Source organism: Rhodanobacter sp. Root179, assembly GCF_001428465.1.
GTDB lineage: Bacteria > Pseudomonadota > Gammaproteobacteria > Xanthomonadales > Rhodanobacteraceae > Rhodanobacter.
Genome location: NZ_LMHR01000055.1, coordinates 1 through 25,436, shown reverse-complemented (window position 1 = coordinate 25,436; position 25,436 = coordinate 1). Strand labels below are relative to the sequence as shown.

Annotated in this window: 26 protein-coding genes and 1 tRNA gene; 13 read left to right on the top strand and 14 right to left on the bottom strand. The window is 63.8% G+C overall.

Going from position 1 to position 25,436, the window contains the following annotated elements; genetic code table 11:
* Positions 1-40: 40 nt before the first annotated feature.
* From atpA to ASD82_RS04250, 9 genes are all read right to left on the bottom strand, one after another.
* A complete protein-coding gene (gene atpA, locus ASD82_RS04290; RefSeq protein WP_056715921.1) occupies positions 41-1,591 on the bottom strand; it encodes a F0F1 ATP synthase subunit alpha in 1,551 nt (516 codons plus the stop codon).
* Positions 1,592-1,740: 149 nt separating this feature from the next.
* Positions 1,741-2,274: a F0F1 ATP synthase subunit delta gene (locus ASD82_RS04285; protein WP_056715920.1), complete on the bottom strand. Its 534-nt coding sequence runs from the start codon at positions 2,272-2,274 to the stop codon at positions 1,741-1,743.
* Between the two features lie 3 nt (positions 2,275-2,277).
* Positions 2,278-2,748, bottom strand: a complete 471-nt coding sequence (locus ASD82_RS04280) for a F0F1 ATP synthase subunit B (RefSeq protein ID WP_056715917.1) — start codon at positions 2,746-2,748, stop codon at positions 2,278-2,280.
* Positions 2,749-2,852: 104 nt separating this feature from the next.
* Positions 2,853-3,146 carry a F0F1 ATP synthase subunit C gene (gene atpE, locus ASD82_RS04275; RefSeq protein ID WP_007807016.1) on the bottom strand — a complete coding sequence of 98 codons (294 nt, stop codon included), beginning with the start codon at positions 3,144-3,146 and terminating at the stop codon, positions 2,853-2,855.
* 68 nt (positions 3,147-3,214) lie between these two features.
* Entirely contained in the window at positions 3,215-4,033 is an 819-nt protein-coding gene (gene atpB / locus ASD82_RS04270; protein ID WP_056715915.1) for a F0F1 ATP synthase subunit A, read from the bottom strand.
* A 3-nt stretch (positions 4,034-4,036) separates the two neighbouring features.
* The gene (locus ASD82_RS04265; protein WP_056715914.1) at positions 4,037-4,402 is read right to left on the bottom strand and encodes an ATP synthase subunit I; all 366 of its coding nucleotides are present in this window, start codon (positions 4,400-4,402) and stop codon (positions 4,037-4,039) included.
* 260 nt (positions 4,403-4,662) lie between these two features.
* Positions 4,663-5,049, bottom strand: coding sequence for a phasin family protein (locus ASD82_RS04260; RefSeq protein ID WP_056715913.1), 387 nt, complete (start codon positions 5,047-5,049; stop codon positions 4,663-4,665).
* A 264-nt stretch (positions 5,050-5,313) separates the two neighbouring features.
* Positions 5,314-5,670: a 6-carboxytetrahydropterin synthase QueD gene (gene queD / locus ASD82_RS04255; RefSeq protein ID WP_056715912.1), complete on the bottom strand. Its 357-nt coding sequence runs from the start codon at positions 5,668-5,670 to the stop codon at positions 5,314-5,316.
* A gap of 221 nt (positions 5,671-5,891) precedes the next feature.
* Positions 5,892-5,968 (bottom strand) — tRNA-Met (locus tag ASD82_RS04250).
* 179 nt (positions 5,969-6,147) lie between these two features.
* Between ASD82_RS04250 and ASD82_RS04245 the strand changes: the two genes are divergently transcribed.
* From ASD82_RS04245 to ampE, 9 genes are all read left to right on the top strand, one after another.
* On the top strand, positions 6,148-6,705 hold the full coding sequence (locus ASD82_RS04245) for an RNA pyrophosphohydrolase (RefSeq protein ID WP_056715907.1): 558 nt from the start codon (positions 6,148-6,150) through the stop codon (positions 6,703-6,705).
* A 90-nt stretch (positions 6,706-6,795) separates the two neighbouring features.
* Positions 6,796-6,993, top strand: coding sequence for a (2Fe-2S)-binding protein (locus ASD82_RS04240; protein WP_040673053.1), 198 nt, complete (start codon positions 6,796-6,798; stop codon positions 6,991-6,993).
* Between the two features lie 133 nt (positions 6,994-7,126).
* On the top strand, positions 7,127-7,597 hold the full coding sequence (gene bfr, locus ASD82_RS04235; protein WP_056715904.1) for a bacterioferritin: 471 nt from the start codon (positions 7,127-7,129) through the stop codon (positions 7,595-7,597).
* A gap of 101 nt (positions 7,598-7,698) precedes the next feature.
* Positions 7,699-8,454 (top strand): DUF6776 family protein, encoded by a 756-nt coding sequence (locus tag ASD82_RS04230; RefSeq protein WP_056715902.1) that lies wholly within the window; start codon positions 7,699-7,701, stop codon positions 8,452-8,454.
* Positions 8,441-8,878 (top strand): polymer-forming cytoskeletal protein, encoded by a 438-nt coding sequence (locus ASD82_RS04225; protein ID WP_056715899.1) that lies wholly within the window; start codon positions 8,441-8,443, stop codon positions 8,876-8,878. The genes ASD82_RS04230 and ASD82_RS04225 overlap by 14 nt, the downstream gene beginning before the upstream one ends.
* Before the next feature lie 46 nt (positions 8,879-8,924).
* The gene (gene erpA, locus ASD82_RS04220) at positions 8,925-9,293 is read left to right on the top strand and encodes an iron-sulfur cluster insertion protein ErpA (RefSeq protein WP_007806944.1); all 369 of its coding nucleotides are present in this window, start codon (positions 8,925-8,927) and stop codon (positions 9,291-9,293) included.
* An 11-nt stretch (positions 9,294-9,304) separates the two neighbouring features.
* Positions 9,305-10,279, top strand: a complete 975-nt coding sequence (gene nudC / locus ASD82_RS04215; RefSeq protein ID WP_056715896.1) for an NAD(+) diphosphatase — start codon at positions 9,305-9,307, stop codon at positions 10,277-10,279.
* Positions 10,280-10,345: 66 nt separating this feature from the next.
* Positions 10,346-11,038 carry a hypothetical protein gene (locus tag ASD82_RS18045; protein WP_235580632.1) on the top strand — a complete coding sequence of 231 codons (693 nt, stop codon included), beginning with the start codon at positions 10,346-10,348 and terminating at the stop codon, positions 11,036-11,038.
* 72 nt (positions 11,039-11,110) lie between these two features.
* The gene (ampE, locus tag ASD82_RS04205; RefSeq protein WP_056715894.1) at positions 11,111-11,980 is read left to right on the top strand and encodes a regulatory signaling modulator protein AmpE; all 870 of its coding nucleotides are present in this window, start codon (positions 11,111-11,113) and stop codon (positions 11,978-11,980) included.
* 9 nt (positions 11,981-11,989) lie between these two features.
* Here ampE and ASD82_RS04200 read toward each other — a convergent pair whose 3' ends face one another.
* Positions 11,990-13,864: an MFS transporter gene (locus ASD82_RS04200; RefSeq protein ID WP_056715890.1), complete on the bottom strand. Its 1,875-nt coding sequence runs from the start codon at positions 13,862-13,864 to the stop codon at positions 11,990-11,992.
* Between the two features lie 256 nt (positions 13,865-14,120).
* Positions 14,121-17,165, bottom strand: coding sequence for a TonB-dependent receptor (locus tag ASD82_RS04195; RefSeq protein WP_082542837.1), 3,045 nt, complete (start codon positions 17,163-17,165; stop codon positions 14,121-14,123).
* A 957-nt stretch (positions 17,166-18,122) separates the two neighbouring features.
* Here ASD82_RS04195 and ASD82_RS04190 point away from each other — a divergent pair.
* The gene (locus tag ASD82_RS04190; RefSeq protein ID WP_056715885.1) at positions 18,123-18,695 is read left to right on the top strand and encodes a helix-turn-helix transcriptional regulator; all 573 of its coding nucleotides are present in this window, start codon (positions 18,123-18,125) and stop codon (positions 18,693-18,695) included.
* 52 nt (positions 18,696-18,747) lie between these two features.
* Here ASD82_RS04190 and glyS read toward each other — a convergent pair whose 3' ends face one another.
* A complete protein-coding gene (gene glyS, locus ASD82_RS04185) occupies positions 18,748-20,895 on the bottom strand; it encodes a glycine--tRNA ligase subunit beta (RefSeq protein WP_056715877.1) in 2,148 nt (715 codons plus the stop codon).
* Complete coding sequence (gene glyQ / locus ASD82_RS04180) at positions 20,892-21,815, bottom strand: glycine--tRNA ligase subunit alpha (protein ID WP_056715876.1); 924 nt, start codon at positions 21,813-21,815, stop codon at positions 20,892-20,894. The genes glyS and glyQ overlap by 4 nt, the downstream gene beginning before the upstream one ends.
* 93 nt (positions 21,816-21,908) lie before the next feature.
* On the opposite strand from glyQ, the gene ASD82_RS04175 reads away from it, so the two are divergent.
* Together ASD82_RS04175 and ASD82_RS04170 are read left to right on the top strand one after the other, a co-directional pair.
* On the top strand, positions 21,909-23,729 hold the full coding sequence (locus ASD82_RS04175; protein WP_056715875.1) for a GspE/PulE family protein: 1,821 nt from the start codon (positions 21,909-21,911) through the stop codon (positions 23,727-23,729).
* Positions 23,730-23,753: 24 nt separating this feature from the next.
* Positions 23,754-24,482 (top strand): glutamine amidotransferase, encoded by a 729-nt coding sequence (locus tag ASD82_RS04170; protein ID WP_056715874.1) that lies wholly within the window; start codon positions 23,754-23,756, stop codon positions 24,480-24,482.
* A gap of 4 nt (positions 24,483-24,486) precedes the next feature.
* On the opposite strand, the gene ASD82_RS04165 is transcribed toward ASD82_RS04170, so the two are convergent.
* The gene (locus ASD82_RS04165) at positions 24,487-25,170 is read right to left on the bottom strand and encodes a rhomboid family intramembrane serine protease (RefSeq protein WP_056715871.1); all 684 of its coding nucleotides are present in this window, start codon (positions 25,168-25,170) and stop codon (positions 24,487-24,489) included.
* A gap of 77 nt (positions 25,171-25,247) precedes the next feature.
* On the opposite strand from ASD82_RS04165, the gene ASD82_RS18040 reads away from it, so the two are divergent.
* On the top strand, positions 25,248-25,436 hold a 189-nt coding region (locus ASD82_RS18040; protein ID WP_235580631.1), incomplete at its 3' end, for a hypothetical protein.

The window sequence follows — 25,436 nt, the reverse complement described above, 5'->3', positions numbered from 1 at the left end:
TTCCTATTCCCGATTCTCTATTCCCTGTTCCCGGCTCCTCTCACCAGCTACCGGTCTTCTTGTACTCGTCCAGCGAGGCCTTGAAGGTGGCTTCGATCTCGCCGTTCCAGTCGCCCGTGGCCACGATCTTCTTCATCAGCTCTTCGTGGTTCTGGTGCATGAAGGCGTGCAGGCCTTTCTCGAACGCCAGCACCTTGTTCACCGGCAGGTCGTCCAGATAGCCCTTCTCCGCGGCGTACACCGACAGCGCCAGCTCGACGATCGACAGCGGCGCGTACTGGCCCTGCTTCATCAGCTCGACGACGCGCTGGCCGCGGTCCAGCTGGGCGCGGGTGGCCGGGTCCAGATCCGAGGCGAACTGCGCGAATGCGGCCAGCTCGCGGTACTGCGCCAGCGCCAGCTTCACGCCGCCGGACAGCTTCTTGACGATCTTGGTCTGCGCCGCACCGCCGACGCGGGACACCGAGATACCGGCGTTCACTGCCGGACGGATACCGGCGTTGAACAGGTCGGTTTCCAGGAAGATCTGGCCGTCGGTGATCGAGATCACGTTGGTCGGCACGAACGCCGAAACGTCGCCGCCCTGGGTCTCGATGATCGGCAGCGCGGTCAGCGAACCGGTCTTGCCCTTCACTTCGCCGTTGGTGAACTTCTCGACGTATTCCTCGGACACGCGCGAAGCGCGCTCGAGCAGACGCGAGTGGAGATAGAACACGTCGCCCGGATACGCTTCGCGGCCCGGCGGACGCTTCAGCAGCAGCGAGATCTGGCGATACGCCACGGCCTGCTTGGAAAGATCGTCGTACACGATCAGCGCGTCTTCGCCGCGATCACGGAAGTATTCACCCATCGCGCAACCCGAATACGGCGCCACGTACTGCAGCGCGGCCGACTCGGAGGCCGAGGCGACCACCACGATGGTGTGCGCCAGCGCGCCGTGCGCTTCCAGCTTGCGCACCACGTTGGCCACCGACGAGCGCTTCTGGCCGATCGCCACGTAGATGCACTTAATGCCCGAACCCTTCTGCGCGATGATCGCGTCGATCGCCAACGCGGTCTTGCCGGTCTGGCGGTCGCCGATGATCAGCTCGCGCTGGCCACGACCGACCGGGATCATCGCGTCGACCGACTTGTAGCCGGTCTGCAGCGGCTGGTCGACCGACTTGCGCCAGATCACGCCCGGCGCGACCTTCTCGACTTCGGCATTGAGCTTGGCGTTGATCGGGCCCTTGCCGTCGATCGGGTTGCCCAGCGCGTCGACGACGCGGCCGAGCAGTTCCGGGCCAACCGGCACTTCGAGGATGCGGCCGGTGGTCTTGGCGGTGTCGCCTTCGCGCAGGTGCTGGTATTCGCCCAGCACCACCGCGCCGACCGAGTCGCGCTCGAGGTTCAGCGCCAGCGCAAACGCGTTGCCCGGCAGTTCGATCATTTCGCCCTGCATCACGTCGGCCAGGCCGTGGATGCGCACGATGCCGTCGGACACGCTGATGATCGTGCCCTCGTTGCGCGCTTCCGCGCCGAGCTTGAACTGCTCGATGCGGCTCTTGATCAGTTCGCTGATCTCGGACGGATTCAGTGTGCTGCTGGACATGGTTGTTATCCCAAAATCGAAAGCTTTGTTGAAGAGTCCGGCCATGGATGGCCGGTTTTGCCCTTCGCGAAATGGACTTCGCGTTTAATCAATTTGTCCGGCCAACAGTGGCCGGTTTTGCTCTTCGCGAAACGGACTTCGCGTGAAACTTATTGGCTCAACGCGCCGGCCAGCTGCGCGAGACGTCCGCGCGCCGAACCGTCGATCACTTCCGTGCCGGTATCGATCACCACACCGGCCAGCAGCGAGGCATCGACCGAGGTTTCCAGTTCGATCTCGCGCTTGAAGCGGCGCTTCAGCGAAGCCTTGAGCTGTTCGGACTGCGCGGCGTCCAGGCTCATCGCGCTGGTCACCTTGACCAGCAGCTGCGATTCGGACTCGCGCTTCAGCATCTCGAACAACTCGGCCACTTCGGGCAGCAGAACCAGGCGGCGCTGCTCGGCCATCTCGGTCAGGAACTGGCCGAACGGCGCATCGACCGCCATGCCGGCCGGCAGATGCAGCGCCACCAGCTGAGCCGGCAGCACCCGCGGATCATTGCCGAGGCCGGCCACGAGCGCATCGCCCGCCACCGCCGCAGCAAACGCCAGCGACTGCGACCACGAAGCCAGCGTGCCGGACGCGTGCGCCACCTCAAAGGCGGCGCGGGCGTACGGACGGGCGAGGGTGATTGCCTGGGCCATCGATCAGATCTCGGCCGCAAGCTGGTCGAGCAGGGCCTTGTGCGTCGAGGCATCCACCTCGCGCTGCACGATCTTGCTGGCACCCTGCACCGCGAGCGCACCGACCTGCTCACGCAGCTGGTCGCGCGCACGCTGCGCCATCGACGCAATGTCATCCTGCGCCGCGGCCTTCAGACGGTTGATCTCGCTGATCGCTTCGCCACGGGCCTTGTCGATGATCTGATTGGCCTGCTGCTGGGCCTTGTCGATGATCTCCGACGCCTGCAGGCGGGCCTGCTTGATCTCGCCAGCCACCTTCACGTCCGCGCTCTTCAGCTCGGCATGGGCGCGCTCGGCGGCATTCAGCCCTTCGGCGATCTTGACCTGGCGATCTTCGATGGCCTTGTTGATGTGCGGCCAGATGAAGTGGACGCTGAACCAGATCAGGATGGCGAACGAAATCATTTCGCCAATCAAGGTCGCGTTGAAATCCATCGCTGCGTTACCTGTAAATACGGAACAAGACAAACGCGGGAATCAGGGAAACCCGCGCCAGATACGCGATGGCGCCTCGATGGGCGCCATCGCGAGGGTGCTTCTTACTGACCCGCGCCGGCGGCGGACAGCACCTTGCCCAACAGCGGGTTGGCCACGGCGAAGTACATCGCCAGCGCCACGCCGATCAGGAACGCGGCGTCGATCAGACCAGCCAGCAGGAACATGCGGCCCTGCAGCAGCGGCACCAGCTCCGGCTGACGCGCGGCGGCTTCAAGGAACTTCGAACCCATGATGCCGATACCGATACAGGCGCCGAGCGCACCAAAACCGATGATCAGGCCGAGCGCGATGGCGGTGAAGCCCTGGATTTGTGCAAACTGGACGAGATGTTCCACGGTAGTCTCCTGAGAAATTCAAACTGGAATAGACAAAGCGGTTGCAGCAGATGATTCGAGAACGCCGATCAGTGGTGATCGTGCGCCATCGAGATGTACACGATCGTCAGCACCATGAAGATGAACGCCTGGATCGAGATGATCAGGATGTGGAAGATGCCCCACACCGTGTAGCCGATGATGCCCGCACCATACAGCGCCCAGCCCGCCAGGCCGGCACCGGCGCTGAACAGGCCGGCGATCAGCATGAACACCAGCTCGCCTGCATACATGTTGCCGAACAGTCGCATCGCCAGGCTCACCGGCTTGGAGGCGAGCTCGACCAGGTTCAGCGCGAAATTGGGAATCCACAGCAGCGGGTGCTTGCCGAACGGTGCGGTGAACAGCTCGCTCATGTAGCCGCCGGCGCCCTTGGCCTTGAAGCTGTAGAAGATGATCAGCACGAACACCGTCAGCGACATCGCGAACGTCATGTTGATGTCGGCGGTGGGCACGGCGCGGAAGTGGCCGATGCCGAACTTCTCGGTGATCCACGGCAGCAGGTCGACCGGCAGCAGGTCCATCGCGTTCATCAGGAAGACCCAGACGAACACGGTCAGCGCCAGCGGCCCCAGCACGCGGCGATCACCATGGAACACGTCCTTGACCTGGCCATCGACGAACTCGAGGATGATCTCGACGAACGCCTGGCCCTTGCCCGGCACTCCGGCCGTCGCCTTGCGCGCCTTCAGCCAGAACCACAGACAGAACAACACGCCCAGCACCAGCGACACGGTGACCGAGTCGACGTGCACCGCCCAGAACCCGCCCTCGCTGGTATGCGGGGTCAGGTGCTTGAGATGGTGCTGGATGTATTCGGTAAGACCGCCAGTCGGCTCGCTTGCCATGGATCAACCCTTGAATCTGAACGCCAGCAGATAAACCGCGTAAGCCGCCGCCAACCCCGTGATGGCGGCCAGCGGTGGCAACTTGAGTTGGAACAGGATCACGATCAGCCCTCCGACGATCACGATCCATTTCAGGAACACGCCCGTCAGCAACCGGCCCAACGCCTGACCCGCGCCCGTCACGCCGCTGAAGAATCGCGCCGACATCAGCGCGGTACCCAGCGCCACCATCGTCGCGCCCGCAGCAGCCGAAACCGCTTCACGCGGTCCCAATGCGAGAAACACGAGGCCGACCAGCAACGCCACCAGCAACTGCAGCAGGACAATGCGCAGCGCGATGCGTCGACCGGAGGCAAGACTGTTGAGCAACGTAGCTTCTCCGCGCGGCCTGCAGCAGGCGGCACCGATACAGCTGCGGGCCACGATCCAATCCGTAAAAGTATAGCAGTTGAAAAGTTGCAGGGACAAGCCGTGGAAGCTGCGGCATCGTGTCCCGCGGCGCACTTAACGCATTGAATTGTGGAGCCGTCACCGGCCACGCCACAAAATCTTTCGAAGCCACACACGAGCAGGGCCGGACAAAAGTCCGGCCCTGCTCACGCCGCGTGAAGCGCAACGATACCGCTGGATTACTTGGCCGAAGCCTTCTTGGCGGCCACCGGCGCCGCGACCGCGTCATTGGCAGCCTGCCGCTGTTCCTGCACGAGGGCATTCAGCGACTCGGCGGTCTTCTGGGTCACGGCGATCACTTCCTGCGAAACGGCCACGGCGCGCTCGGCATTCTCGCGGCTCAGGCTGCTGCCCTTTTCCCACAGGCTGCGCAGGCCGTCCATGCCGCGGGTTTCCATCGCCTCGGCGACGAACTGGGCGGAGACCTTGGACTGCTCCTCGAGCGCCTTGAGCTGCAGCTCGGCGACCGTCTCCAGGCCCTTCAAGGCCAGCGACTGCGCCTTGAACGCGCTGTCGGTGAACTGCTTGGTGAAAGCGAAAAGCTGGTTGTTGAACTGCTGCGTCATGGCTTGGTCCTCGTTGAGGATGGGGTAGTGGCAGCCATTCTAGCGAAAGATTTTGTGCAGTGCAATATATATTTCCGGACGACAACCAGACCAGCGGGGAAATATTCTGGAAAAACGATCTGTTGGAGTCGCCATGAACCACATCGCGCCGCGTCAAAGCGATCATCCCGAGCCCAGTCAACTCCGCCCCGACCGAAGACTGCAGAGCCTGGCGCCCGGTGACCGGGAAAAGCTCGCCTGGCGAAGTCAGGCGTCCGGGCCGGCTCACGTGCCCCGGTATCGACATCCCGACGTGCAGGTTTCATGCACCACCACTTCGGAAAGCAGCGGCAGCGCGGGCTTCAGCCGATCCCAGATCCACACCGCCAGCCGCTCGCTGGTCGGATTCTCCAGCCCCTCGATGTCATTGAGATAGTGATGATCGAGCTGATCGTAAATCGGCTGAAACACCGCTTTGACGTCGCCAAAATCCATCACCCACCCCGACTCCACCCCGAGCTCGCCGGTCAGATGCAACTCGACCCGGAACGAATGCCCATGCAGCCGCGCGCACTTGTGCCCCTCCGGCACGTTGGGCAGGCGGTGAGCGGCTTCGAGGGTGAAGACTTTGAAGATGTTCATCGGCGGATTGTACAGCCCTCGGGAAAGCCGCCCAGCATCAGTAGAAGGACGACATTCCGAACCCGCCTGGCGCTGCAATGACCCTGCAAACATGCGCCATCTTCCATCAAACAGCATGACTGGCCGGAACGCAGGTAGGACACGCAGGCGCCAGGTGCAGTCGGGCACCTTGGCTGTGCAAGGTCTGCGACCGACTTCCGCGATTTGCAAAGAGAGGTGTTTGGTGGCTATGGGTGGACTCGAACCACCGACCCCAGCATTATGAGTGCTGTGCTCTAACCAGCTGAGCTACATAGCCTTGAGGAATTCCGCCAGGCTGGATCGGAACGATCACGGGCGGGGCGCGGAAGTGTAGTGGGCCGGGGACGAAGGTTCAAGCCTGCGGCTTGCCGCTGCTTCGCGGGCTGTGGTTGAATCGGCTTCAGGAATTCGGCGTGGCGTGGCGGAAAACTGCGTCGTTCGGCTCCAGGAGGCGACATGATTGATGTAGATGGCTACCGCCCGAATGTCGGCATCGTGCTGCTGAATGCAGACGGGCAGTTGTTCTGGGCGCGCCGGGTCAATCGTGACGGCTGGCAGTTCCCGCAGGGCGGCATGCGCTCGGACGAGACGCCGCTGGAGGCGATGTATCGCGAACTGGAAGAGGAGACCGGGCTGGCGGCGCATCACGTGGAAGTGATCACCGCCACCCACGGCTGGCTGAAGTACCGCCTGCCGAGTCGCTACGTGCGGCACCACCAGCGGCCGACCTGCATCGGTCAGAAGCAGGTGTGGTTTCTGCTGAAGCTGGTCGGCGGCGAGGAAGCGTTGAAGCTGGATGCCTGCGAAAAGCCGGAGTTCGACATCTGGCGCTGGGTGGATTTCTGGTACCCCGCGGCGCACGTGGTGAACTTCAAGCGCGACGTGTACGCACGGGCGCTGCGCCATTTCGCGCCACTGGTGGAGGACTTGTTCAGCGTGCAGCTGGGCACCCTGCCGCCGCGCGACGAGCCCGACACACCCTCCAGGCCGCAGGGCGGTCGCGCGGTGGCCTGAACCGGTTGAACGGACGCTCGGCTGAATTCCGGGCAATCGGCGGCCGCCCACTTGTTGACAATCGTTCGCATTCGCGTTCTCATACGCGTCATGTATATCTGCATGTGCAATGCCGTCACCGATCACGACATCCGCCGCGAGGCGGCTGCCGGCGTACAGACGTTCGCCGAGTTGCAGGCGCGTACCGGCTGCTCGGACTGCTGCGGTTGCTGCGATGCCGAGGCACGCGCCACGTTCGACCAGGCGCGCTCGCAGGTGATCTGCCAGTTGCCGCTCGTCACGGCCTGATTCCCCCTTCGTTTCATGCGCAACCCGGCCGGAGTCCGCTCCGCACGCCGGGCAAAGGCGTTCCATTCTCATTCCGTCGCCGCCAACGCGGAGTTTGTATAGTCGGGACTGATTTTCGAGAGGAGTGGAAGCCATGAAGGGTGATGCGAAGGTCATCGAATTCCTCAACAAGGTGCTCTACAACGAGCTGACCGCGATCAACCAGTATTTCCTGCATTACCGCATGCTCAAGGACTGGGGCTATGGCGAGCTGGCCGCGCATGAATACAAGGAGTCGATCGAGGAGATGAAGCACGCCGATCACCTGATCGAGCGCATCCTGTTCCTCGATGGCCTGCCTAACCTGCAACACTTGGGCAAGCTGCGCATCGGCGAGAACGCGATCGAGTCGATGCAGGGCGACCTCGACCTGGAACTGGCGGCTGTGAAGGACCTGCGCGAGGCCATCGCCTACAGCGAAGGCATCGCCGACTACATCAGCCGCGACCTGTTCAAGGACATCCTGCACGACGAGGAAGAGCACATCGATTGGCTGGAGACCCAGTTCAGCCTGATCAGGGATATCGGTGCGGAGCGTTATCTGCAGAACAAGATGACCAGCTGACGTCGCCGCACCGGGACGAGCCGCCGCCCGATTCGTGCTGCCGTTCCTTGACGCTTTCATCACGCCGGGGCTATACCTTGGGTTTTCCCCGGAACAGCCGCATGGGTTCACGACCGCCACCACGTTTCGTCGTGCGCCGCCACGACGATACCGGCCATCGCCGACGCTGGTGGTGGCTGGGCCTGGGCTGGCTGGCCAGCCTGCTGGTGGTCGGCCTTGTCGTAGCCTTGTTCGGCCGGCACGCCAACGCACCGGCTGTGGTGGACAACCGGCAACAACGCGCCCTGCTCGCCCAAATCGACGACCTGAAGCAGCAGCTGGCCAATCTGCAGCGCTCGGCCCAGGTCAATGAAGTGGCCACGCGTTCGCTGCGGGGCACGCTGGCCCAGCGCGAAGAGGAACTCAACGGCCTGCGCGCCGACCTCGGCTTCTACTCGCGGCTGGTCGGCGGCGATGCCCAGCGGCAGGGACTGAAGTTGCAGGAAGTGAAGCTGCAGCCGATCGTCGGTTCACGCGGCTGGAACCTCAGCCTCAGCCTGACCCAGAACGCCAAGCGGGGCGACGAGGTTTCCGGCAATGCCCTGGTCAGCGTGGAAGGCCTGCGCGGCGACAAGGTGACGCGGCTGGACTGGAACGCACTGGGCGACGCCGCGCAAAAGGACGGCATGCCGTTCCGCTTCACCTATTTCCAGCAACTGCACGGCACGATCGTGTTGCCGGCGGATTTCCGCCCGACACGACTGCGCATCAGCGTGAAGCCTGCCGACGGGGAGACGGTGAACCGCGCCGTCGCCTGGGGCGACGCGCTCAGTGGCAATATCACGACCGCACAAGGGGATCACGATGCTCAACCGTAGACGCAGCGACCGCAACGATCGCAACAACAGCCACAACGAAACCAGCCTGATTGCCCGTGGCACGTCGATTCGCGGCGATGTGCGCTTCAGTGGCGCACTGCACCTGGATGGGCGCATCGAAGGCAGCGTGATCGGCGAAGGCGAGGACACCATGTTCACCCTCAGCGAGCACGGCCAGGTGCATGGCGAAATCCACGTGCCGCAGGCGGTGATCAACGGCCACGTGACCGGCGACGTGAATGTCAGCGTGCGGCTGGAACTGGCGCCGCAGGCGCGTATCGATGGCGACCTGCGTTACCACACCCTGGAGATGGCCGCCGGCGCCCAGGTCAACGGACGCATCACGCGCCAGGCCGAGGAAGCCCAGCGCAACCTGCCCGCGCCGGCCCAGGATGCCGGCGTGGACGAGGCAGTGCCCGCCTGACGCGCTATGCTTGCGCAGACCCCGCCACGCCCCCACTTCGAAAGCCATGGAAACCATCGTCTCGATCCCCGATTACCAGAGCAGCGGCACGCCGCTGATCTTCACCGCAGCGGCCGCGCACAAGGTGCATGAGCTGATTGCCGAAGAGGGCAATCCGGCGTTGAAGCTGCGCGTCTACATCTCCGGTGGCGGTTGTTCGGGCTTCCAGTATGGCTTCACCTTCGACGAAGCCCAGGCCGAAGACGACCTGGCGGTGGAGCGTGACGGCGTCACCCTGCTGTGCGATCCGCTGTCGCTGCAGTATCTGGGCGGCGCGCAGATCGACTACGCCGAGAATCTCAGCGGCGCGCAGTTCGTGATCAGCAACCCGAACGCGAAAACCACCTGCGGCTGCGGCTCCTCGTTCTCCGCCTGAGGAAGTTGCCGATGGACCGGGCCTGGCTTGCCCCCACCAACACCTTCGCCGGGCTCAGCCTGGTGCTCGACCGGGTCGCCGAGTCGCGCGACGAATCGACGTGGATCGTCGAGCAGGCCCGCTCGCCTGCGGCGCGCTATCTATTGCTGGATGCCGCGGGCGAAGCCTTCCTGCGCCGCGATGGCGACCGGCTGCGCTGGCTCGACGTCGACGAACGCGAGCGCTGGCTGGGGGACACGCGGGCCAGCCTGCTCGGCATGGCGTACGAGCGCCCGCATTTCCTGCTGGTGGCGGACGATCCCGGGCGCATCGATGAACTGGAGCGTGCCCTCGACGCACGTCGCCAAAGCCTGCGCAGCGCCGGCCTACTGCTGGATGCCGACGAAGCCGGACTGTTTGCCTACGCCAAGGGTCTGTCGCACTGGCAACGCGAGACGCGATTCTGTACACACTGCGGCGCGGCGCTGCTGCTGGTGGCCGCCGGGCATCGCGCGCAATGCACCAACGCCGAGTGCGCGCGCCTGCATTTCCCCCGCACCGACGCGGCCGTGATCATGCTGGTCGAGCACGAGGGCGCCTGCCTGCTCGGGCGCCAGGCGGGCTGGCCCGCGGGGCGTTATTCCACGCTGGCCGGCTTCGTCGAGCCGGGCGAGGCGCTGGAGGACGCGGTGCGCCGCGAAGTGGCCGAGGAAGCCGGCGTGATCGTCGACGAGGTCCGCTACCACTCCTCGCAACCGTGGCCGATGCCTGCCTCGCTGATGGTCGGCTTCATCGCCACGGCGCGCTCAAGACACATCGCTCGGCGCGATCACGAGCTGGAAGATGCCCGCTGGTTCATTCCGCAGCAGATCGTCGATGGCATCGCCGACGGCAGTTTCCTCCCGTCCACGCAGCTGTCGGTGTCCTACCAGTTGCTGACGTACTGGCTGCAATGTCGTGCCGGCCTCGATCTGGCCTCGCTGGTGGAGGCGGCCGCAGCACCTTGAGCCCCCGCCGAGAACTTGGTGACGCGCTGGCGGTCTGATTCGCCGCACCTCATCAGGGAATCGGACATGGCGCATGGAAGCACCCCTCTGCAGGCGCGGGAAACGCCCGCCCCTCGCCCTGACTGGCGGACGGCGCTTCGGCGCGGTGGCATTCTCGGCCTGGTGATCTCGCTGCATCTTGGTCTGCTGGCGTTGTTGTTCGGACCGGTCGCGCCACGCCCGCCCCCTCCATACGCGCCGCCCGCAAACCAGGGCGTGCTGCGAATCCGGCTGCTGACGCAGATTCGCGCGCATTCCCCCGCGCGCCCGATGCCGCGGCGCTCGCGCCAGGCGCGGCCGGCCTCGCCATCGCTTGCGCTCACCACGGCCACGCCGGTCCAGGCAGCGGAGCCGGCTCCGGCAGTCAGGCTGATCGGGGCGTCAGCGGTTGCGGACGACTATCAGTCGCCGATCCAGGGTGGCCGCAGCGGTACGGGATCACCGCCCACCCAGGTACGCCTTCCCGGAACGGACATCGCACGCATTCGTGGCATTTCCCTCGACGACAAGCCAGGCCTGCAACAGGTGGTGCGCAGAATGGCCGGAGCCAGCCGTTGCAAGTACGTCCGCATGAAGATGGAACGCAGCGCCAACCAGTTCGTCACCGCTCAGTTGATGGACCGCGCGCTGGAGGCTGATGGGTGCGGCCCGCAGGTTCCGCAGACGGCCGACGACCACACCGTCGAAGCGATCTCGCATCAGGCCATCTTCGGCGATTGAACGCACGACGAGGCACCGAGGCGCACGGGCAGTCGCATACAATGGCCCCAGTCCCTGCGAAGCTGCTTCCCCATGGCCATTCGTCTGCTTGTCGTCCTGATCGCCCTTGGTCTGCTGCACGTCGCGCCGCAACTGGCGCGCTGGCGCGGTGACGGCTGGTTCCGCCGCTGGATAGCCCAGCTGGGTGACACCAGCGGCGCGGCCCGGGTGGCGGTGGCTCTGTTGCTGCCCGCGGCGCTGTGCGTGCTGGTCGTGTGGATGCTGGGATGGTCGCCGCTGGGCGAACTGTTGCGCTTGCTGTTCGCGCTGGCCGTGCTGCTGTACTGCTTCGGTCCGCGCGAGTTCGAAGTGGATCTGGAGGCGATTCTGCGCGCCCCGGACGACGCCAGCCGCGAGGCAGCGGCACAGGCTCTGGCCGACGATGGCAACCCGGTCGCCTGGAACGCTCCCGCGCTCGGCGAGGCGGTGGCCTACGCCGCGTTGCGCCGGCGTTTCGCGGTGCTGTTCTGGTTTTTCCTGCTCGGGCCCGTGGGCGCCCTGCTCTACCGCTTGGGGCAGACGCTGGGCCGCAACGACTCGCTGCATCTCGACACGACCACCCGGCGCGTTGCCGACCAGGTCGCCAATGCGCTGGACTGGTTGCCGGCACAGCTGCTGACTTTTACCCTGGCCGTGGTCGGCCATTGGGATGCCGTGATCGACGCGTGGCGCCGCTGGCACAGCCAGGCGGCGCCAACCAGCTGGTACAGCAGTGGCCCCGGCTTTCTGGGCGCTGCAGCCAGGGCCGACGTGGTCACCGACATCGAGGCGGGCGACGGTTACGCCGAGGAACACAGCGATCCGCTGGGCGAACTGCGGCGGCTACAGGGCGCCCTGCTGCGGGCGTTGCTGGCGTGGCTGAGCGTGGTGGCCCTGGTGGTGATCGGCAGCTGGGTGGGTTGAGCGACTCGTTCAGGCCAGGTCGCCGCGCAACTCACGAACCCGCGCCTCCAGTGCCGCGACGCCGGCGTTCTCCGGCTGCCGTGGCGCATCAACCACCAGCTCCACTCGTGCGCGGAAACGGCGAGGCAGGCGGGAACGGCCCAGCATCGAGTCACGCCGGCTCCATACGCTGCCCCACAGGCCGCGCAGGGCCATCGGCACCACCGGCACGGGCCGCCTGGCGAGAATCTTCTCGACGCCCGCCCGGAACGGCGCTATCGAGCCATCACCGGTGAGTCCACCCTCGGGGAAGATGCAGACCACCTCGCCATTGGCCAGCGCGGCGTCGATCGCATCGTAGGCCTCTTGCAGCACGGCAGAGTCTTCCCGGTGACCGGCGATCGGGATCGCCTTGGCCGTACGGAACACGAAGCTGAGCACGGGGATCCGGAAGATCTTGTAATACATCACGAAACGCATGGGACGGCGCAGATTGGCCATCAGCAGCAGCGGATCCATGAAGCTGACGTGGTTGCACACCAGCAGAACGGGACCCTCCTCGGGAATCCTTTCACTGCCGTCCACGCGCACCCGGTACAAGGTGTTCACCAGCACCCAGGTGATGAAGCGCATCACGAACTCGGGCACCAGGGTGAAGATGTACCAGGCCACCAGCACGTTGAGCAGCGAGGCCGCCAGGAAGATCTGCGACGCGCCGAAGCCCAGCAAGCCCAGGCCGAGTCCGAAGCCGGACGCCAGCACGATCAGCAAGGCGTTGAGGATGTTGGTGCCGGCGATGATCCGCGACAGCTTCTCGCGCGGCGCGCGCGCCTGCACGTAGGCAAACAGCGGCACCACGTAGAACCCCGCGAACGCGCCGATCAGGGTGAGGTCCAGCGCGATCCGCCAGCTTCCGGCCGAATGCAGGAAGCCCAGCCAGTCCAGTCCGCGCACCGTGGCCACGCCATGACGCGCGAAGTACAGGTCCACACCAAACGCGGTCAGCCCGAAAGCGCCCAGTGGAACCAAGCCGATTTCCACCCGGCGTCCCGACATGCGCTCGCACAGCAACGCCCCGGCGCCAGTGCCGATCGAGAACAGGGTCAGCACCAGTGTATTGACCGAACCATCGCCACCCAGCGTCTCGCGCGTATAGATCGGCAACTGCGCGATCAGGACCGTGCCGAAAAACCAGAACCAGGAGATGCCCAGTATCGCGTTGAACACTGCACGGTCGGCCCGGGTTATCGCCAGCACGCGGGCCGTTTCGCTGAACATGTTCCAGTTGAACTTCAGCTCCGGCGCGGTCGCCGGCGCAGGCGGAATCCTGCGGCAGACCAGATAGCCCGCCACGGCCACCGCAATGGTCACGCCCGAGGCCAGCAACGGACCGATACCCGCCACCAGCATCAGCGAGTTGCCGGCGATCATGCCCACCAGCATCGCCATCTGCGTGCCCATCTCGACCAGGCCATTGCCACCGACCAGTTCGTCGCGCTTCAGCGCCTGGGGAAGGATCGCGTACTTGATTGGCCCAAACATGGTCGAGTGCATGCCCATCATAAACAGCACGACCAGCAGCAACGAAGTGTGGTGCGTGTAGAAGCCATAGGCGGCCAGCACCATCGCGCCGATCTCGAACAGTTTCACGTAGCGGATGATCCGCGTCTTCTCGTACTTCTCGGCCAGCTGTCCGGCGGTGGCGGAGAACAGGAAGAACGGAATGATGAACAGCGCCGGCGCAAGATTCGTGTAGATCGAGGCGACGCGATCGCTCAGGCCCATCTGGTAGGCCACCAGCATCACCAGCGCATTGCGAAACGCATTGTCGTTGAAGGCACCCAGCGCCTGGGTCCAGAAGAACGGCGCGAAGCGGCGCTTGCCCAGCAATGCGAATTGGCTCATGCGTTTCCCTGTCTTGATGTGCATCTTGCCAAAGGGCTTTGCCGCCCGAATTCGATGCCGACTGAGCTTTCTCGGCCAAGGGCCGGCGTTCGCAGCTTACAAGACGAAGGCACCGACTCCAAAAAAAGAAGCTGCCGGGGATGCCGGCAGCTTCTTTTGAATCACAGCGATGTGTTGCTGACTGGTAATGAAAAACGAACCTGGGGTCGACCGCCGGACCATCACTGATCCGGCGGACCTTCCCGACTTCAGGACATCAGAAGTCGTAGTTGATGGTGAAACGCACGGAGCGCGGGGCGCCGTAGCTGATCACGCGATCACGCGAGGAGTAAACCACGTTCACGCCGCCGTTCTCGCCAATCTCCGTGACGTTCTGCGCAACCTGCTTGTTCAGCACGTTGAACACGTCGACCTTGAACGCCAAGCCCGGAGCCCAGTTCGGCATGTAAGCCGCATTCAAGCTGAGCTGGATGTCCACCGGCGTGCGGCCGTTGGCACCGCGCGGGGTCGCTTGGCCACCGCAGTAGTGGTAGTACGGACCGTAGCTCAGGTAAGTCTCCCAGAACTCCTGACCGCTTTGCGTCGTACCAGTGCCGTCGGCGTTCGGAGCACCCGGCGGGTTGTAGCCGCCTGCACCCGTGTAGTAACCCAGGCACTGCTTCGGGCGACCGGTACGGGCAACCAGGGCAGCACCGGTACGCCATTCCGGGTTGATCTGATAGAAGCCGTAAGCCTTCACGACGTGACGACGGTCATTCGGCAGGTTGCCGCCGCCGTATTCCATCAGCTCCTTGTGATCGAACAGCACGGTCTGCGAGACGTCGCCCTGACCGATGTCGGAGTTCAGCTGACCTTCGTCGTTACCGTAGTTGTGCGACAGGGTGTAGTCGACGCGACCGAACCACTTGCCATCGAACGGATGCTCGAGGAAGAGATCCAGGCCGATGTACTTGCGCTTCAAGTACATGCCCATGTCCTCCTTGGAGTACGGCACGGGGACCAGGTCGGTGCTGCCGGCAGCGTCCGGAATGTCGAGCAACATGACGTTGTTCTCACCCGGGTTGAACAGGCGGCAATCCGGCGAATAGCTGTAGTTCGGGTCGATCGCGATGTTGTTCTCGACCATGTACTTCAGCATCGGCCGGTTGTCGCACTGGTCGTCGATCGCGGACTTCAGCTCGCGGTACTGCAGGCGGGCGCCCCAGTTCCAATCCGAACCAATCGCCTGCTGCATGCCCAGGATGAATTCGTCCTGGTAATGCGACTTCAGGTTCTGCGCCGCAACGGTGCGCGGGTCCGGAGCCTGGCCAAATTCGTTATTGGACGAGTACGGTCCACCGATCAACGCCGTGCCCTGCGGCGCGCCCGTGACCGGATCGATACCGGTGAAGGTGTAATACGTTTCGGTGTAGGTGGAGCCGGCAGCGCCACGGACAGCCACGTTCAGCGGCATGGCCAGGAAGTAACGACCAGCGTTGCCGTAGATCTTCAGCGTGGAGTCGCCGTTGACGTCCCAGGTGAAGCCCAGACGCGGCGCCCACTGGTTCTTCTGCTCGACGTAAGCGACACCGTCGGAATTGTAGTTGGTGAAACTGTCGTTGCGCACGCCCAGCGACAGCAACCAGCGATCGGTCAACTGCCAGCGATCTTCGGCGTAATAGGCCTTCTGCTCGACCTTGAACTTGCCGCCATTGGTGAACACGTACTGGTCGACATAGTCGCTGTTCGGCGCGGTGGTGTAGCCGCCCTGCTCGGTGGTGCCGTCATCCGTGTGGTAGTAGATCCAGCTGTAGCCGGGGCCGGTCATCGCCGTGCCAGCCTGCGATTCCGAGTTCGACACGTCGTAGCCGAAGCTCAGATCGTGATCGCCCAGATGCCATTCCAAGTCGACGCGATAACCGTCGGTCTTGTCATAGGCTTCCGGATCGGAAAGCGTGGTGTACGGCTGGAGGCCGGTGACCGGATTGGCGGAGTGGGCCGGACGGGAGTCGGTGACGGCGACATCGTTCGGGTTGTAGCCGAACGGCGAGGAATAGTGCACGTTGTCCTGCTTGCCGTACATCGCCGACAGGGTCAGGTTGTCGGTCAGGTAGCTCGTAAACTTGCCGATGTAGGTCTCGCCGCCATCCTTGTAGCGGTAGCCACCGGTCTTGTTGGTGCCGTGGGTGCTGTCGGCGAAATTCCACGCGAAGTTGTCCACGCTCTGGCCGGTCTTGTCAGAGATCGCGGTGAATTCGAGCATGTTGCTGTCGTTGATGTTCCAGTCGATCTTGGCCAGCCAGCGCGGGCTCTTGTACTCACTTTCGGTGTAGCCCTGGGTCGGGCTACCGCCGCGGACGGAACCTGCATCGTAATTGCGATCGGTCCACTCACCGCTGACGTAGACGAACAGGCGATCCTTGATCAGCGGACCGGCAGCGTAGGCGCCGTAGGTCAGGCTGTTGTCGCTGATGGTGCCGCGATCCGAATACAGCAGGCCGGCACTCGATGCGCCCGTATCGTTGGCGTAATAGATGTTGCGGCGACCTGCGCGGAGGCTTTCCGGAGTCCAAGTGGCCGTGGCGCCGAATTTCCATTCGTTGCTGCCCGACTTGGTCACCACGCTGATCACGCCACCGGTGGAGCGGCCGTAACGGGCGCTGTAACCGCCGGTGAGCACCTGTTCCGACTGGATGGCGTCAAATGGCAAGGTGGTGGAGCCGATGTTGGTCAGCGCGTTGGTGACCGGATAGCCATTGATGTAGTAGGCGTTTTCGGAAGCAGCTGCGCCACCGAAGGACACCGAGTTGCCGTAGCGCGAGTCCGCCGGGATGACGCTGGGTGCAAGGACAGCGGCCTGGGTGATGTCACGTGCCACCGGAACGTTCCGCAGGATGGTCGCGCTCAGTTCGGTGGAGGTATCTACCCGGCTGACGTCGATCGACGGCAGCTGGTTGGCCGACACCGTCACGGCACCCAATTCCTGGGCGACGAAGTCGACTTCGGTACCACCGGCGGCGCCGACGTAGACGCTACGGCTTCCGCCCGTCTCTTCGCCGTTATTGCTGGCGGTAACGGTGTAGTTGCCAATCTGCAGCTCGCTCGCGCGGAAACGCCCCTTGGCGTCTGCCGTGATCGTACGGGTCTGTCCCGTATCGGTATTGACGATCTTGATCTGGCTGCCCGCAGCGGCGTCGCCGAAAATGGAGCCAGCGGAGCGTGACTGCGCAACGGCTGAGCCGCCGACCAGGCTCAACGCCAAGCCGATTGCCAAGGCCGAGCGGCGCAGGTGAATACGATTACTCGTGTTACGAAGTTTCATTTGAATAGTCTCCCCATACTTACCCAAAGAACGGACTGCCAAAAAGTCGGCAATGTTAAAAAATGACCGATCACCGACAAAACGTTTTGATCGTCATGTCGCAAGAAGCTGCTGACACTTTCTCAAGGATTGCTGCTTCGATGCCCTTCGAAACACTTTGCGAAAACCTTGGAGCGGCTCATATCACCGCATCGTTGCCGGGTGCAGCGATACCTCCCGACTACGGACGCTACCTGCGCCCATAACATTTTGTCAACAATTTCTTGTGGTGAAAACTTGCGTGCGCAGAAATTTCCACCACCATACTCTTGCGCATGGGTCTGGCGCACGGAGCCGTCTGAAGACGCTCTTCGGAAGACTTGTCGCGTTTGCCCCGACCGGGAGAGCGTGGATCTTCCGCAAAAACGCCTGCTATTTCGCAAATATCAACGACTTCGGACACGTGGCATCGACCGATGGCGGCCTTGCATGAAGCATGGACAGTGGCTGACTGAGCCAGGCAACTACGACTACAACTGAAGTCATCCTCGATATGTGAGCCTGTCCACGCATGGGTTCTGTATGCGGGGGACAATTCCCACACGTTTTCCACGGTTGGGGCGAAGCACCGCACCCACGCCATTCCCGCACACGCTCCGTGGTCGAAGGCCAGCCGAGGCTGATACGGGATGTGCGTACCAGCGGCGCCCCGGGGCTGGATCCGCGTCGATCATGCCCGTGAAATTTTTGCGTACGATCGCTGTCTGTGATGCATGTACAACAGCGTGTACAACTCGAAGGGTGCTGCACAGAAGCGTTGACCCAGGCATTGTTGAAGCTACTGCAAGCAACCTCCGGGAGTTGAGCGGCAGAACGGTGAACATTCGCACTTTCACACGCTTCCACACTAAACTTACCCCGTTGATTTCATAGAAAATAGAAGAAAGACCCTCCCCCCACATCCAAGTCGGGCTTCTCATGAAAACGCAAATCACTGCAGTTCAGGCAACCGAGACAACAGCCACGTCGTCGTTCTCCGACCGGATCAAATTGCTCATACAACATGTTGGCAGTGCTACGGCAATCGCAAGAATGTGTGGTTTCTCAGAGGGCGTCGTGCGCAGCTGGCGTGATGGCAATACGGACCCTTCTCGCGCACGCTGCGTCACACTGGCACGTACCTTGGGAATCTCGCTGGTCTGGCTGGTGGCTGGCGAGGGCGGCTTGCAGACCGAGGCGAACTCGGCGCCTTATGAAGAACAGCGCAATTCAGAAGGGGTCATCTCACACCGGCTACAGAATCCAACACAGCCTTCGGGTGCCTTGGTCGAGAACAAGGTAGACGCGCAGCGGTTGAATACCGCGGTAAGTGTCCTGCAGTCGGAGCTGAGCCTGGCCGATAGCCAGCTTTCGTTGACAGACAATGCCGACCTGCTTACCCAGCTCTATGAAATTCTGGGTCCCAGTGGTTCGCACGTGGATCCTCAAGCCATGGTGGCGTTCAACCAGCAACTTGGTGAGCGCATCCGCAAGGTTCGCGAGGCGGCCTGATCCTATAAAAAGCATGACAGCCCTCGGCTGTCATGCTTTTTTTATAGCGCCTTCAAAGCAACGCGATATCGGCGATCGCGCCGAACTGCGTCTTCAACTGGTTGAGCAGCGCCAGGCGGTTGGCGCGCACGGCGGGGTCGTCGGCATTCACCAGCACGCTCTCGAAGAATGCATCGACGGGCGCCTGCAGATGGGACAGGCGCGCCAGGACAGCGGCATAGTCTCCGGCATCCAGCGCAGCGGCGCTGTCGCGTTGCGCCGAGGCCAGGGCATCGGCCAACTCGCGTTCCGCGTCGGTTTCGAAGCGGGCCGGGTCCACGATCCGCCCGATCGACGGTGCGCCCGCCTCTTCGGCCTGCTTGCGCAGGATGTTGCCAACGCGTTTGTTGGCGGCAGCCAGACTCATCGCCTCGGCGCGGCGACCGAACTCGGCAACAGCCCGCAAGCGCCGATCGAAGTCGGCCAGGCTGGCAGGCTGCACCGCTAGCACGGCCTCGAACTGGTTATGGTCGAAGCCTTGCTCGGCGTAATAGCCACGCAGCCGATCGAGCACGAAGTCGTACAGTTCATCGAGCAGGATGGCGCGCCGCTGGGCGGCGTTGAGTGTCGGCGGCTTGCCGTCCTTGCCTGGCTTGAGACCTGCAGCGAGGGCTGCATCAGGGATCAGCTCCAGTGCCTCGATGAAGCTTCCGCGCAAGTCCAGCTCCAGGCCACCTTCGATCAGGGTGCGCGCCAGGCCCAGCGCGGCGCGGCGCAGGGCGAACGGGTCCTTGTTGCCGCCGGGCTTCATGCCGACGGCAAAGATGCCCGCCAGGGTATCGAACCGTTCGGCCACCGCCAGCACCTGGCCCAGCTTGTCCGCGGCAATGCGATCACCGCCGAAGCGTGGCTGGTAATAGCTGTCCAGCGCCTCGGCCACGACCGCGGGTTCGCCGTCGTGGCTGGCGTAGTAGCGCCCCATCACACCCTGCAATTCGGGGAACTCACCGACCATGCGGGTCAGCAGGTCGCACTTGGCCAGGCTGGCCGCCCGCGTGGCCGCGCCGGCGTCGACACCGGTCCGGTTGGCGATGATCCGCGCCAGTTCCGCCACGCGCACGCTCTTGTCCCACAGGCTGCCCAACGCCTGCTGATAGGTGACTCCCTTGAGCTGCTCCTGGTAGCTGGCCAGCGGAGTCTTCAGGTCTTCATCCCAGAAGAACTTGGCGTCGGCGAAGCGCGGCCGGATCACGCGCTCGTAACCCTTGCGGATCTCGGAAGGGTTCGTGCTTTCGACGTTGGCGATGCCGATGAAATACTCGGTGAGGTTGCCGCTGGCGTCGAACACCGGAACGAACTTCTGGTTCCCCACCATGGTGGTGACCAGCGCCTCGGGCGGTACGGCGAGGAACTCGCGTTCGAAGGTGCAGGCGATCGCCACCGGCCATTCGGTGAGGTTGGCCAGTTCGTCAAGCAGGGCGTCGTCCAGTCGGGGTACCCCGCCGGTGGCGCCCGCCACCTGTTGGATCTGGTCCTGGATGCGCTGGCGTCGCTCGCGAGGATCGGCCAGCACGTTGCAGGCACGCATGGCATCCAGCCAGCCGTCGGCATCGGCCACGTGCACCGGTTGCGGGTGCATGAAGCGATGACCGCGTGACTTGCGCCCGCTGCGCAGCCCCAGAACTTCGCCATCGATGATCTCGGCCCCGTGCAGGATCACCAGCCAATGGGCTGGTCGCACGAAACTGTAATCGTGATCGGCCCAGCGCATCGGGCGCGGGATCGGCAATGCCTTCAGCGCCTCGTCGACGATTTCCGGCAGCAACGCCGCCACCGGCTGGCCCGGCTTCACGCTGCGCCAGACAAACCAGCTGCCCTTGTCCGTTTCAAGTTTCTCCAGCTCGTCCACACCGACGCCGCACGACTGTGCAAACCCCAGCAGGGCTTTCGAAGGCTGGCCTTCGGCATCCAGCGCGGCGCTCAGCGCAGGACCCCGGCGCTCGATCGCCTGCTCCGGCTGGGCCACGACCACAGCGGGGATATGGACGGCCAAACGACGTGGCGAGGCATAGGCTTGCGCCTGGTCAAGCGCGGCGCCGATGCTGCGCCTGGCCAATCCGTCGCAGATCCCGCGCTGGAACGCGGCGGACAATTCGTCGAGCGCCTTCGGCGGCAATTCTTCCGTACCCAGCTCGATCAGCAGTGACTTGGCGGCGCTCATGCAGCCTGCTCCTTGTGGCCCGCAATGGGAGTCTGCTTCAGACCCGGGAAGCCGAGTTTCTCGCGTTGCGCCACATAGGTTTCGGCGACGCCGCGCGACAACGTGCGTACGCGCAGGATGTAGCGCTGGCGCTCGGTGACGCTGATCGCACGGCGCGCATCGAGAAGATTGAAGGTATGGCTGGCCTTCATCACCTGCTCGTACGCCGGCAAGGGCAGGTTGGCGGCGATCAGCTGATTGGCGGTGGCCTCGCAGACATCGAACCAGCGCAACAACTCGGGCACGTTGGCGTGTTCGAAGTTGTAGGTGCTCTGCTCGACCTCGTTCTGATGGAACACGTCGCCGTAGGTCACCGTGCCGCGCGGGCCATCGGTCCAGATCAGGTCGTAGACGTTGTCCACGTTCTGCAGATACATGGCCAGCCGTTCCAGGCCGTAGGTGATCTCGCCGGTGACCGGACGACACTCCAGGCCGCCGGCCTGCTGGAAGTAGGTGAACTGGGTCACTTCCATGCCGTTCAACCAGACTTCCCAGCCGAGCCCCCAGGCACCGAGCGTGGGCGACTCCCAGTTGTCCTCGACGAAGCGCAGGTCATGCACCAGCGGATCCAGCCCCAGCTCCCTGAGCGAGCCGATGTACAACTCCAGGATGTTCTCGGGATTGGGCTTCATCACCACCTGATACTGATAGTAGTGCTGCAGGCGATTGGGATTCTGGCCGTAGCGACCATCGGTGGGACGACGCGACGGTTGCACATAGGCGGCCGCCCAGGGTTCCGGACCCAGCGCCCGGAGGAAGGTGGCGGGATGGAAGGTGCCGGCGCCGACCTCGGTATCGAGCGGCTGCAACAGCACACAGCCCTGCGCCGCCCAATAGCGGTTGAGGGTCTGGATCACATCCTGGAAGGTGCGTGCGGACATGGCTTTCCGTGACCTGGATTAAAGCGCGTTAGTATAGCTGCAGCTTGCTTTCGCACTGGGCTGCGCCCGGAAATGCATGGGGGATACCGCCGGATGGCCGCTTCACCGCAAATCGCTTCACTGCTTGGCCGCCGGGGTCGATTGGAGCTGGACGAACTGCTGGCAGCCCTGGTCGTGGATGGCTACCTGCTGGCCGACGACGCCAAGCAGGTTCGCATCGGCAACCGGGCCGGTCGCAGCACGGTGGAGCTGCATCCGCTGGTGGTGATCGCCAACGCCAAACTGATCAACCAGCGCGATCCGGGCCGTCCGTTGAGTCTGGAAGGCCTGACCGAATGGTTGGCCGGCCATGCCGGGCTGCCGTATCTGAAGATCGACCCGATGAAGATCAATGTCGCGGCGGCGACCCAGGTGGTCAGCCAGGCCTATGCCAAGCGGCATCGCATCCTGCCGATCGCGGCCGCACCCGGCGAAGTGACGTTCGCCACCTGCGAACCGTTCGAGTCGGGCTGGGCACCGGACCTGAGCCAGATGCTGCGCCGGGACATCCGGCGGGTGGTGGCCAGTCCCATCGACATCAATCGCTACCTGCAGGAGTTCTACGGCGTCCAGCGCTCGATCCAGCTGGCGCAGGATGCCAAGAACGGCAGCGACGCCTCGTCGGCCATCCTCAACTTCGAGCAACTGGTCGAACTGGGCAAGAGCGGCGAAGTCGGTGCGGACGATCGCCACGTGGTGCATATCGTCGACTGGCTGCTGCAGTACGCGTTCGAGCAGCGGGCCTCCGACATCCACCTGGAGCCGCGCCGCGAAACGGGCCATATCCGCTTCCGCATCGACGGCATCATGCAGAAGGTTTTCGAGCTGCCCTCGCCGGTGATGACCGCAGTCACCGCCCGAATCAAGATCCTGGCGCGCATGGACGTCGCCGAGAAGCGCCGCCCGCAGGACGGCCGCATCAAGACACGCTCTTCCTCCGGACGCGAAGTCGAGTTGCGCATCTCGAACATGCCCACCGCGTTCGGCGAGAAGGTGGTGATGCGCATCTTCGATCCCGACCTGGTGGTGAAGGACTTCGCGCAACTGGGCTTCTCGCCTGTCGAGGGTGCGAACTGGCGAAGCATGGTCGAACGACCGCACGGCATCGTGCTGGTCACCGGGCCGACCGGCTCGGGCAAGACCACCACGCTGTATTCCACGCTGAAGCATCTGGCCACGCCCGAGCTCAACGTGTGCACCGTGGAAGATCCGATCGAGATGGTCTCGCCGGAGTTCAACCAGATGCAGGTGCATGCGGCGATCGACCTGGATTTCGCGGCCGGCGTCAGGACCCTGCTGCGACAGGACCCGGACATCATCATGATCGGCGAGATCCGCGACCTGGAGACTGCCCAAATGGCCGTGCAGGCTTCGCTGACCGGGCATCTGGTGCTGTCCACGCTGCATACCAACGATGCGCCGAGCGCGATCACGCGCCTGCTCGACCTGGGCGTTCCTCACTATCTGATCCAGTCGACCCTTACCGGAGTGGTGGCGCAGCGACTGGTGCGCACCCTCTGCCCGCATTGCAAGCGGGCCAGCGTGCAGGACCCCCACGCCTGGAACGTACTCGTCCATGGCTGGGATTTGCCACTTCCGGCGCAGGTGTTCCAGCCTGTCGGATGTCTGGAATGTCGCAATACCGGCTTTCTCGGCCGCACCGGCATTTACGAGATGCTGAAACTGTCGCCCCGCCTGCGCGGGATGATTTCGGCCCAATTCGACCTGAGCGGGTTCGGCCAGGCCGCCCTTTCCGAGGGGATGCGCCCGTTGCGCATCTCCGCCGCCGACCAGGTGGCGGCGGGTCTGACCACCGTGCAGGAAATCCTCACCGTGCTGCCGCCGATCGACGCGTTCGAAGACGGACAGCCCTGACTACAACCCGAGCCTCATCCCTGCATGAAACCCGTCCTGATCATCCGCACCGGCCGTGCCCCGGATCCCATCCGTGCCCGCCACGGCGACTTTCCGCACTGGTTCCGCCTGAGCGCCGGCCTGCAGCCACGGCAGCTGCAAGTTGTCGATGTCGCCAATGGCGAAGCCCTGCCCCCGCCGAAAGAAGTCGCCGGAGCCATCATCACGGGTTCGGCAGCCATGGTCACCGAACGGGCGCACTGGAGCGAACTCACCGCGGGGTGGATCCGCGATGCCATGGATGTCAGCCTGCCACTGTTCGGCGTGTGCTATGGCCATCAGTTGATGGCCCATGCCTTGGGCGGCACGGTGGGTTACCTTCCAGGCGGGCGCGAAATAGGTACCCAGCTCATCGAGCTCACCGACGCCGGCAAGCGCGACTCGCTGGCTCACGGCCTTCCACCACACTTTCGGGCGCTTACCACGCACGAACAAAGCGTGCTTGAAGCACCAGCGGAAGCAGCCGTGCTCGCCCGCTCGGCCAGGGACCCGCATCAGTGGCTGCGTTATGGTCCGCACGCGCTGAGTGTGCAGTTCCATCCGGAGTTCAACGCCGAAGTGATGCGCGCCTACATCCGGCGCAAGCACTCCGACATGCATCGCGAAGGCAGCGATCCGAAACGCGTGTTCGGCGAAGTCGGCGCCACGCCGCTCGCTCGGCGCCTGTTGCGCCAGTTCGCCAACACCCATCTGCAGAATGGCGGCGCGTTCTGAAGCATCAGCCCCGCAGGCGACGCGCTATGCCTTCGCGTGCAAACAGGGCGAACATCACGCCAAACAGGAACCCGCCGATGTGCGCCCACCACACGTAGGCGCCGTAGCTGGGTCCGGCATAGCTGAACAGCAGTTGCAGCAACACCCAGATGCCGATCAGCAGAAAAGCGGGGACCCGGACAAATTCCAGATAAAGACCCAGTGGCAGCACCAGCCCCAGCCGCGCCCGCGGGAACAGTGCCACGTAGGTGCCGACCACGGCCGAGACGGCTCCGCTGCAGCCGATGATTGGCAGCCGCACGCCGGCGAGCGACAGTGCGCCAATCAGATTCGCCACGATGCCGCCCACCACGAACAGAAGCAGGAAGCGAAACGATCCCAGTGCGCGCTCTCCAGGCAATCCGAAGATCACCAGGAAGAGCAGGTTGCTCAGCAAGTGCAGCCAGGTGACGTGAATGAACAGTGCGGTGAACAGCCGCAACAGGGCCGGATCGGTCAGCTGCGGCAGCAGCGCCTCGTGGGGATCGAAGATGTTCGCCGGAATCGTGCCCCATTCAAGCAGCAACGAGATCCGCTGCGCTGGCGGCGTCAGCGCCAGAACCACAAAGCACAAGACGCAAAACGAAACCACCAGGAGAGTGGCCCAATGCCAGCGGGGACGGCGCCGCGTTTCCACATGAATGAACAAGAGCCGCTCCTGGCGTGAGGCGCTGACTGAAGGAGGTTCATCATAGGCGATGGATTGGCCCGGCAACGGTGATCCACATGGAAGAACAATCCTTCAAACGCCACAAAGACGAAGGCCTCCCCGATGGGGAGGCCTTGGAGGATAAAGCCCCTGGCGGTGACCTGTTGCGGTTCGCGACCTGCGGTCGCCACCGCAACAGCACCAAAGAAAAACCCCCACCGTTTCCGGTGAGGGTGTTTCAGGATAAAGCCCCTGGCGGTGACCTG

Excerpts from the sequence above, each read along its gene's own strand:
- glyS (WP_056715877.1), bottom strand. The coding sequence starts at position 20,895 with ATGAGCGCCGCCAAGTCACTGCTGATCGAGCTGGGTACGGAAGAATTG.
- ASD82_RS04285 (WP_056715920.1), bottom strand. The coding sequence starts at position 2,274 with ATGGCCCAGGCAATCACCCTCGCCCGTCCGTACGCCCGCGCCGCCTTT.
- atpB (WP_056715915.1), bottom strand. The coding sequence starts at position 4,033 with ATGGCAAGCGAGCCGACTGGCGGTCTTACCGAATACATCCAGCACCAT.
- ampE (WP_056715894.1), top strand. The coding sequence starts at position 11,111 with ATGGCCATTCGTCTGCTTGTCGTCCTGATCGCCCTTGGTCTGCTGCAC.
- glyQ (WP_056715876.1), bottom strand. The coding sequence starts at position 21,815 with ATGTCCGCACGCACCTTCCAGGATGTGATCCAGACCCTCAACCGCTAT.
- ASD82_RS04190 (WP_056715885.1), top strand. The coding sequence starts at position 18,123 with ATGAAAACGCAAATCACTGCAGTTCAGGCAACCGAGACAACAGCCACG.
- ASD82_RS04200 (WP_056715890.1), bottom strand. The coding sequence starts at position 13,864 with ATGAGCCAATTCGCATTGCTGGGCAAGCGCCGCTTCGCGCCGTTCTTC.
- ASD82_RS04170 (WP_056715874.1), top strand. The coding sequence starts at position 23,754 with ATGAAACCCGTCCTGATCATCCGCACCGGCCGTGCCCCGGATCCCATC.
- ASD82_RS04245 (WP_056715907.1), top strand. The coding sequence starts at position 6,148 with ATGATTGATGTAGATGGCTACCGCCCGAATGTCGGCATCGTGCTGCTG.
- queD (WP_056715912.1), bottom strand. The coding sequence starts at position 5,670 with ATGAACATCTTCAAAGTCTTCACCCTCGAAGCCGCTCACCGCCTGCCC.
- ASD82_RS04280 (WP_056715917.1), bottom strand. The coding sequence starts at position 2,748 with ATGGATTTCAACGCGACCTTGATTGGCGAAATGATTTCGTTCGCCATC.
- ASD82_RS04260 (WP_056715913.1), bottom strand. The coding sequence starts at position 5,049 with ATGACGCAGCAGTTCAACAACCAGCTTTTCGCTTTCACCAAGCAGTTC.
- ASD82_RS04195 (WP_082542837.1), bottom strand. The coding sequence starts at position 17,165 with ATGAAACTTCGTAACACGAGTAATCGTATTCACCTGCGCCGCTCGGCC.
- nudC (WP_056715896.1), top strand. The coding sequence starts at position 9,305 with ATGGACCGGGCCTGGCTTGCCCCCACCAACACCTTCGCCGGGCTCAGC.
- ASD82_RS04225 (WP_056715899.1), top strand. The coding sequence starts at position 8,441 with ATGCTCAACCGTAGACGCAGCGACCGCAACGATCGCAACAACAGCCAC.
- bfr (WP_056715904.1), top strand. The coding sequence starts at position 7,127 with ATGAAGGGTGATGCGAAGGTCATCGAATTCCTCAACAAGGTGCTCTAC.
- ASD82_RS04240 (WP_040673053.1), top strand. The coding sequence starts at position 6,796 with ATGTATATCTGCATGTGCAATGCCGTCACCGATCACGACATCCGCCGC.
- erpA (WP_007806944.1), top strand. The coding sequence starts at position 8,925 with ATGGAAACCATCGTCTCGATCCCCGATTACCAGAGCAGCGGCACGCCG.
- ASD82_RS04175 (WP_056715875.1), top strand. The coding sequence starts at position 21,909 with ATGGCCGCTTCACCGCAAATCGCTTCACTGCTTGGCCGCCGGGGTCGA.
- ASD82_RS18045 (WP_235580632.1), top strand. The coding sequence starts at position 10,346 with ATGGCGCATGGAAGCACCCCTCTGCAGGCGCGGGAAACGCCCGCCCCT.
- ASD82_RS04230 (WP_056715902.1), top strand. The coding sequence starts at position 7,699 with ATGGGTTCACGACCGCCACCACGTTTCGTCGTGCGCCGCCACGACGAT.
- atpA (WP_056715921.1), bottom strand. The coding sequence starts at position 1,591 with ATGTCCAGCAGCACACTGAATCCGTCCGAGATCAGCGAACTGATCAAG.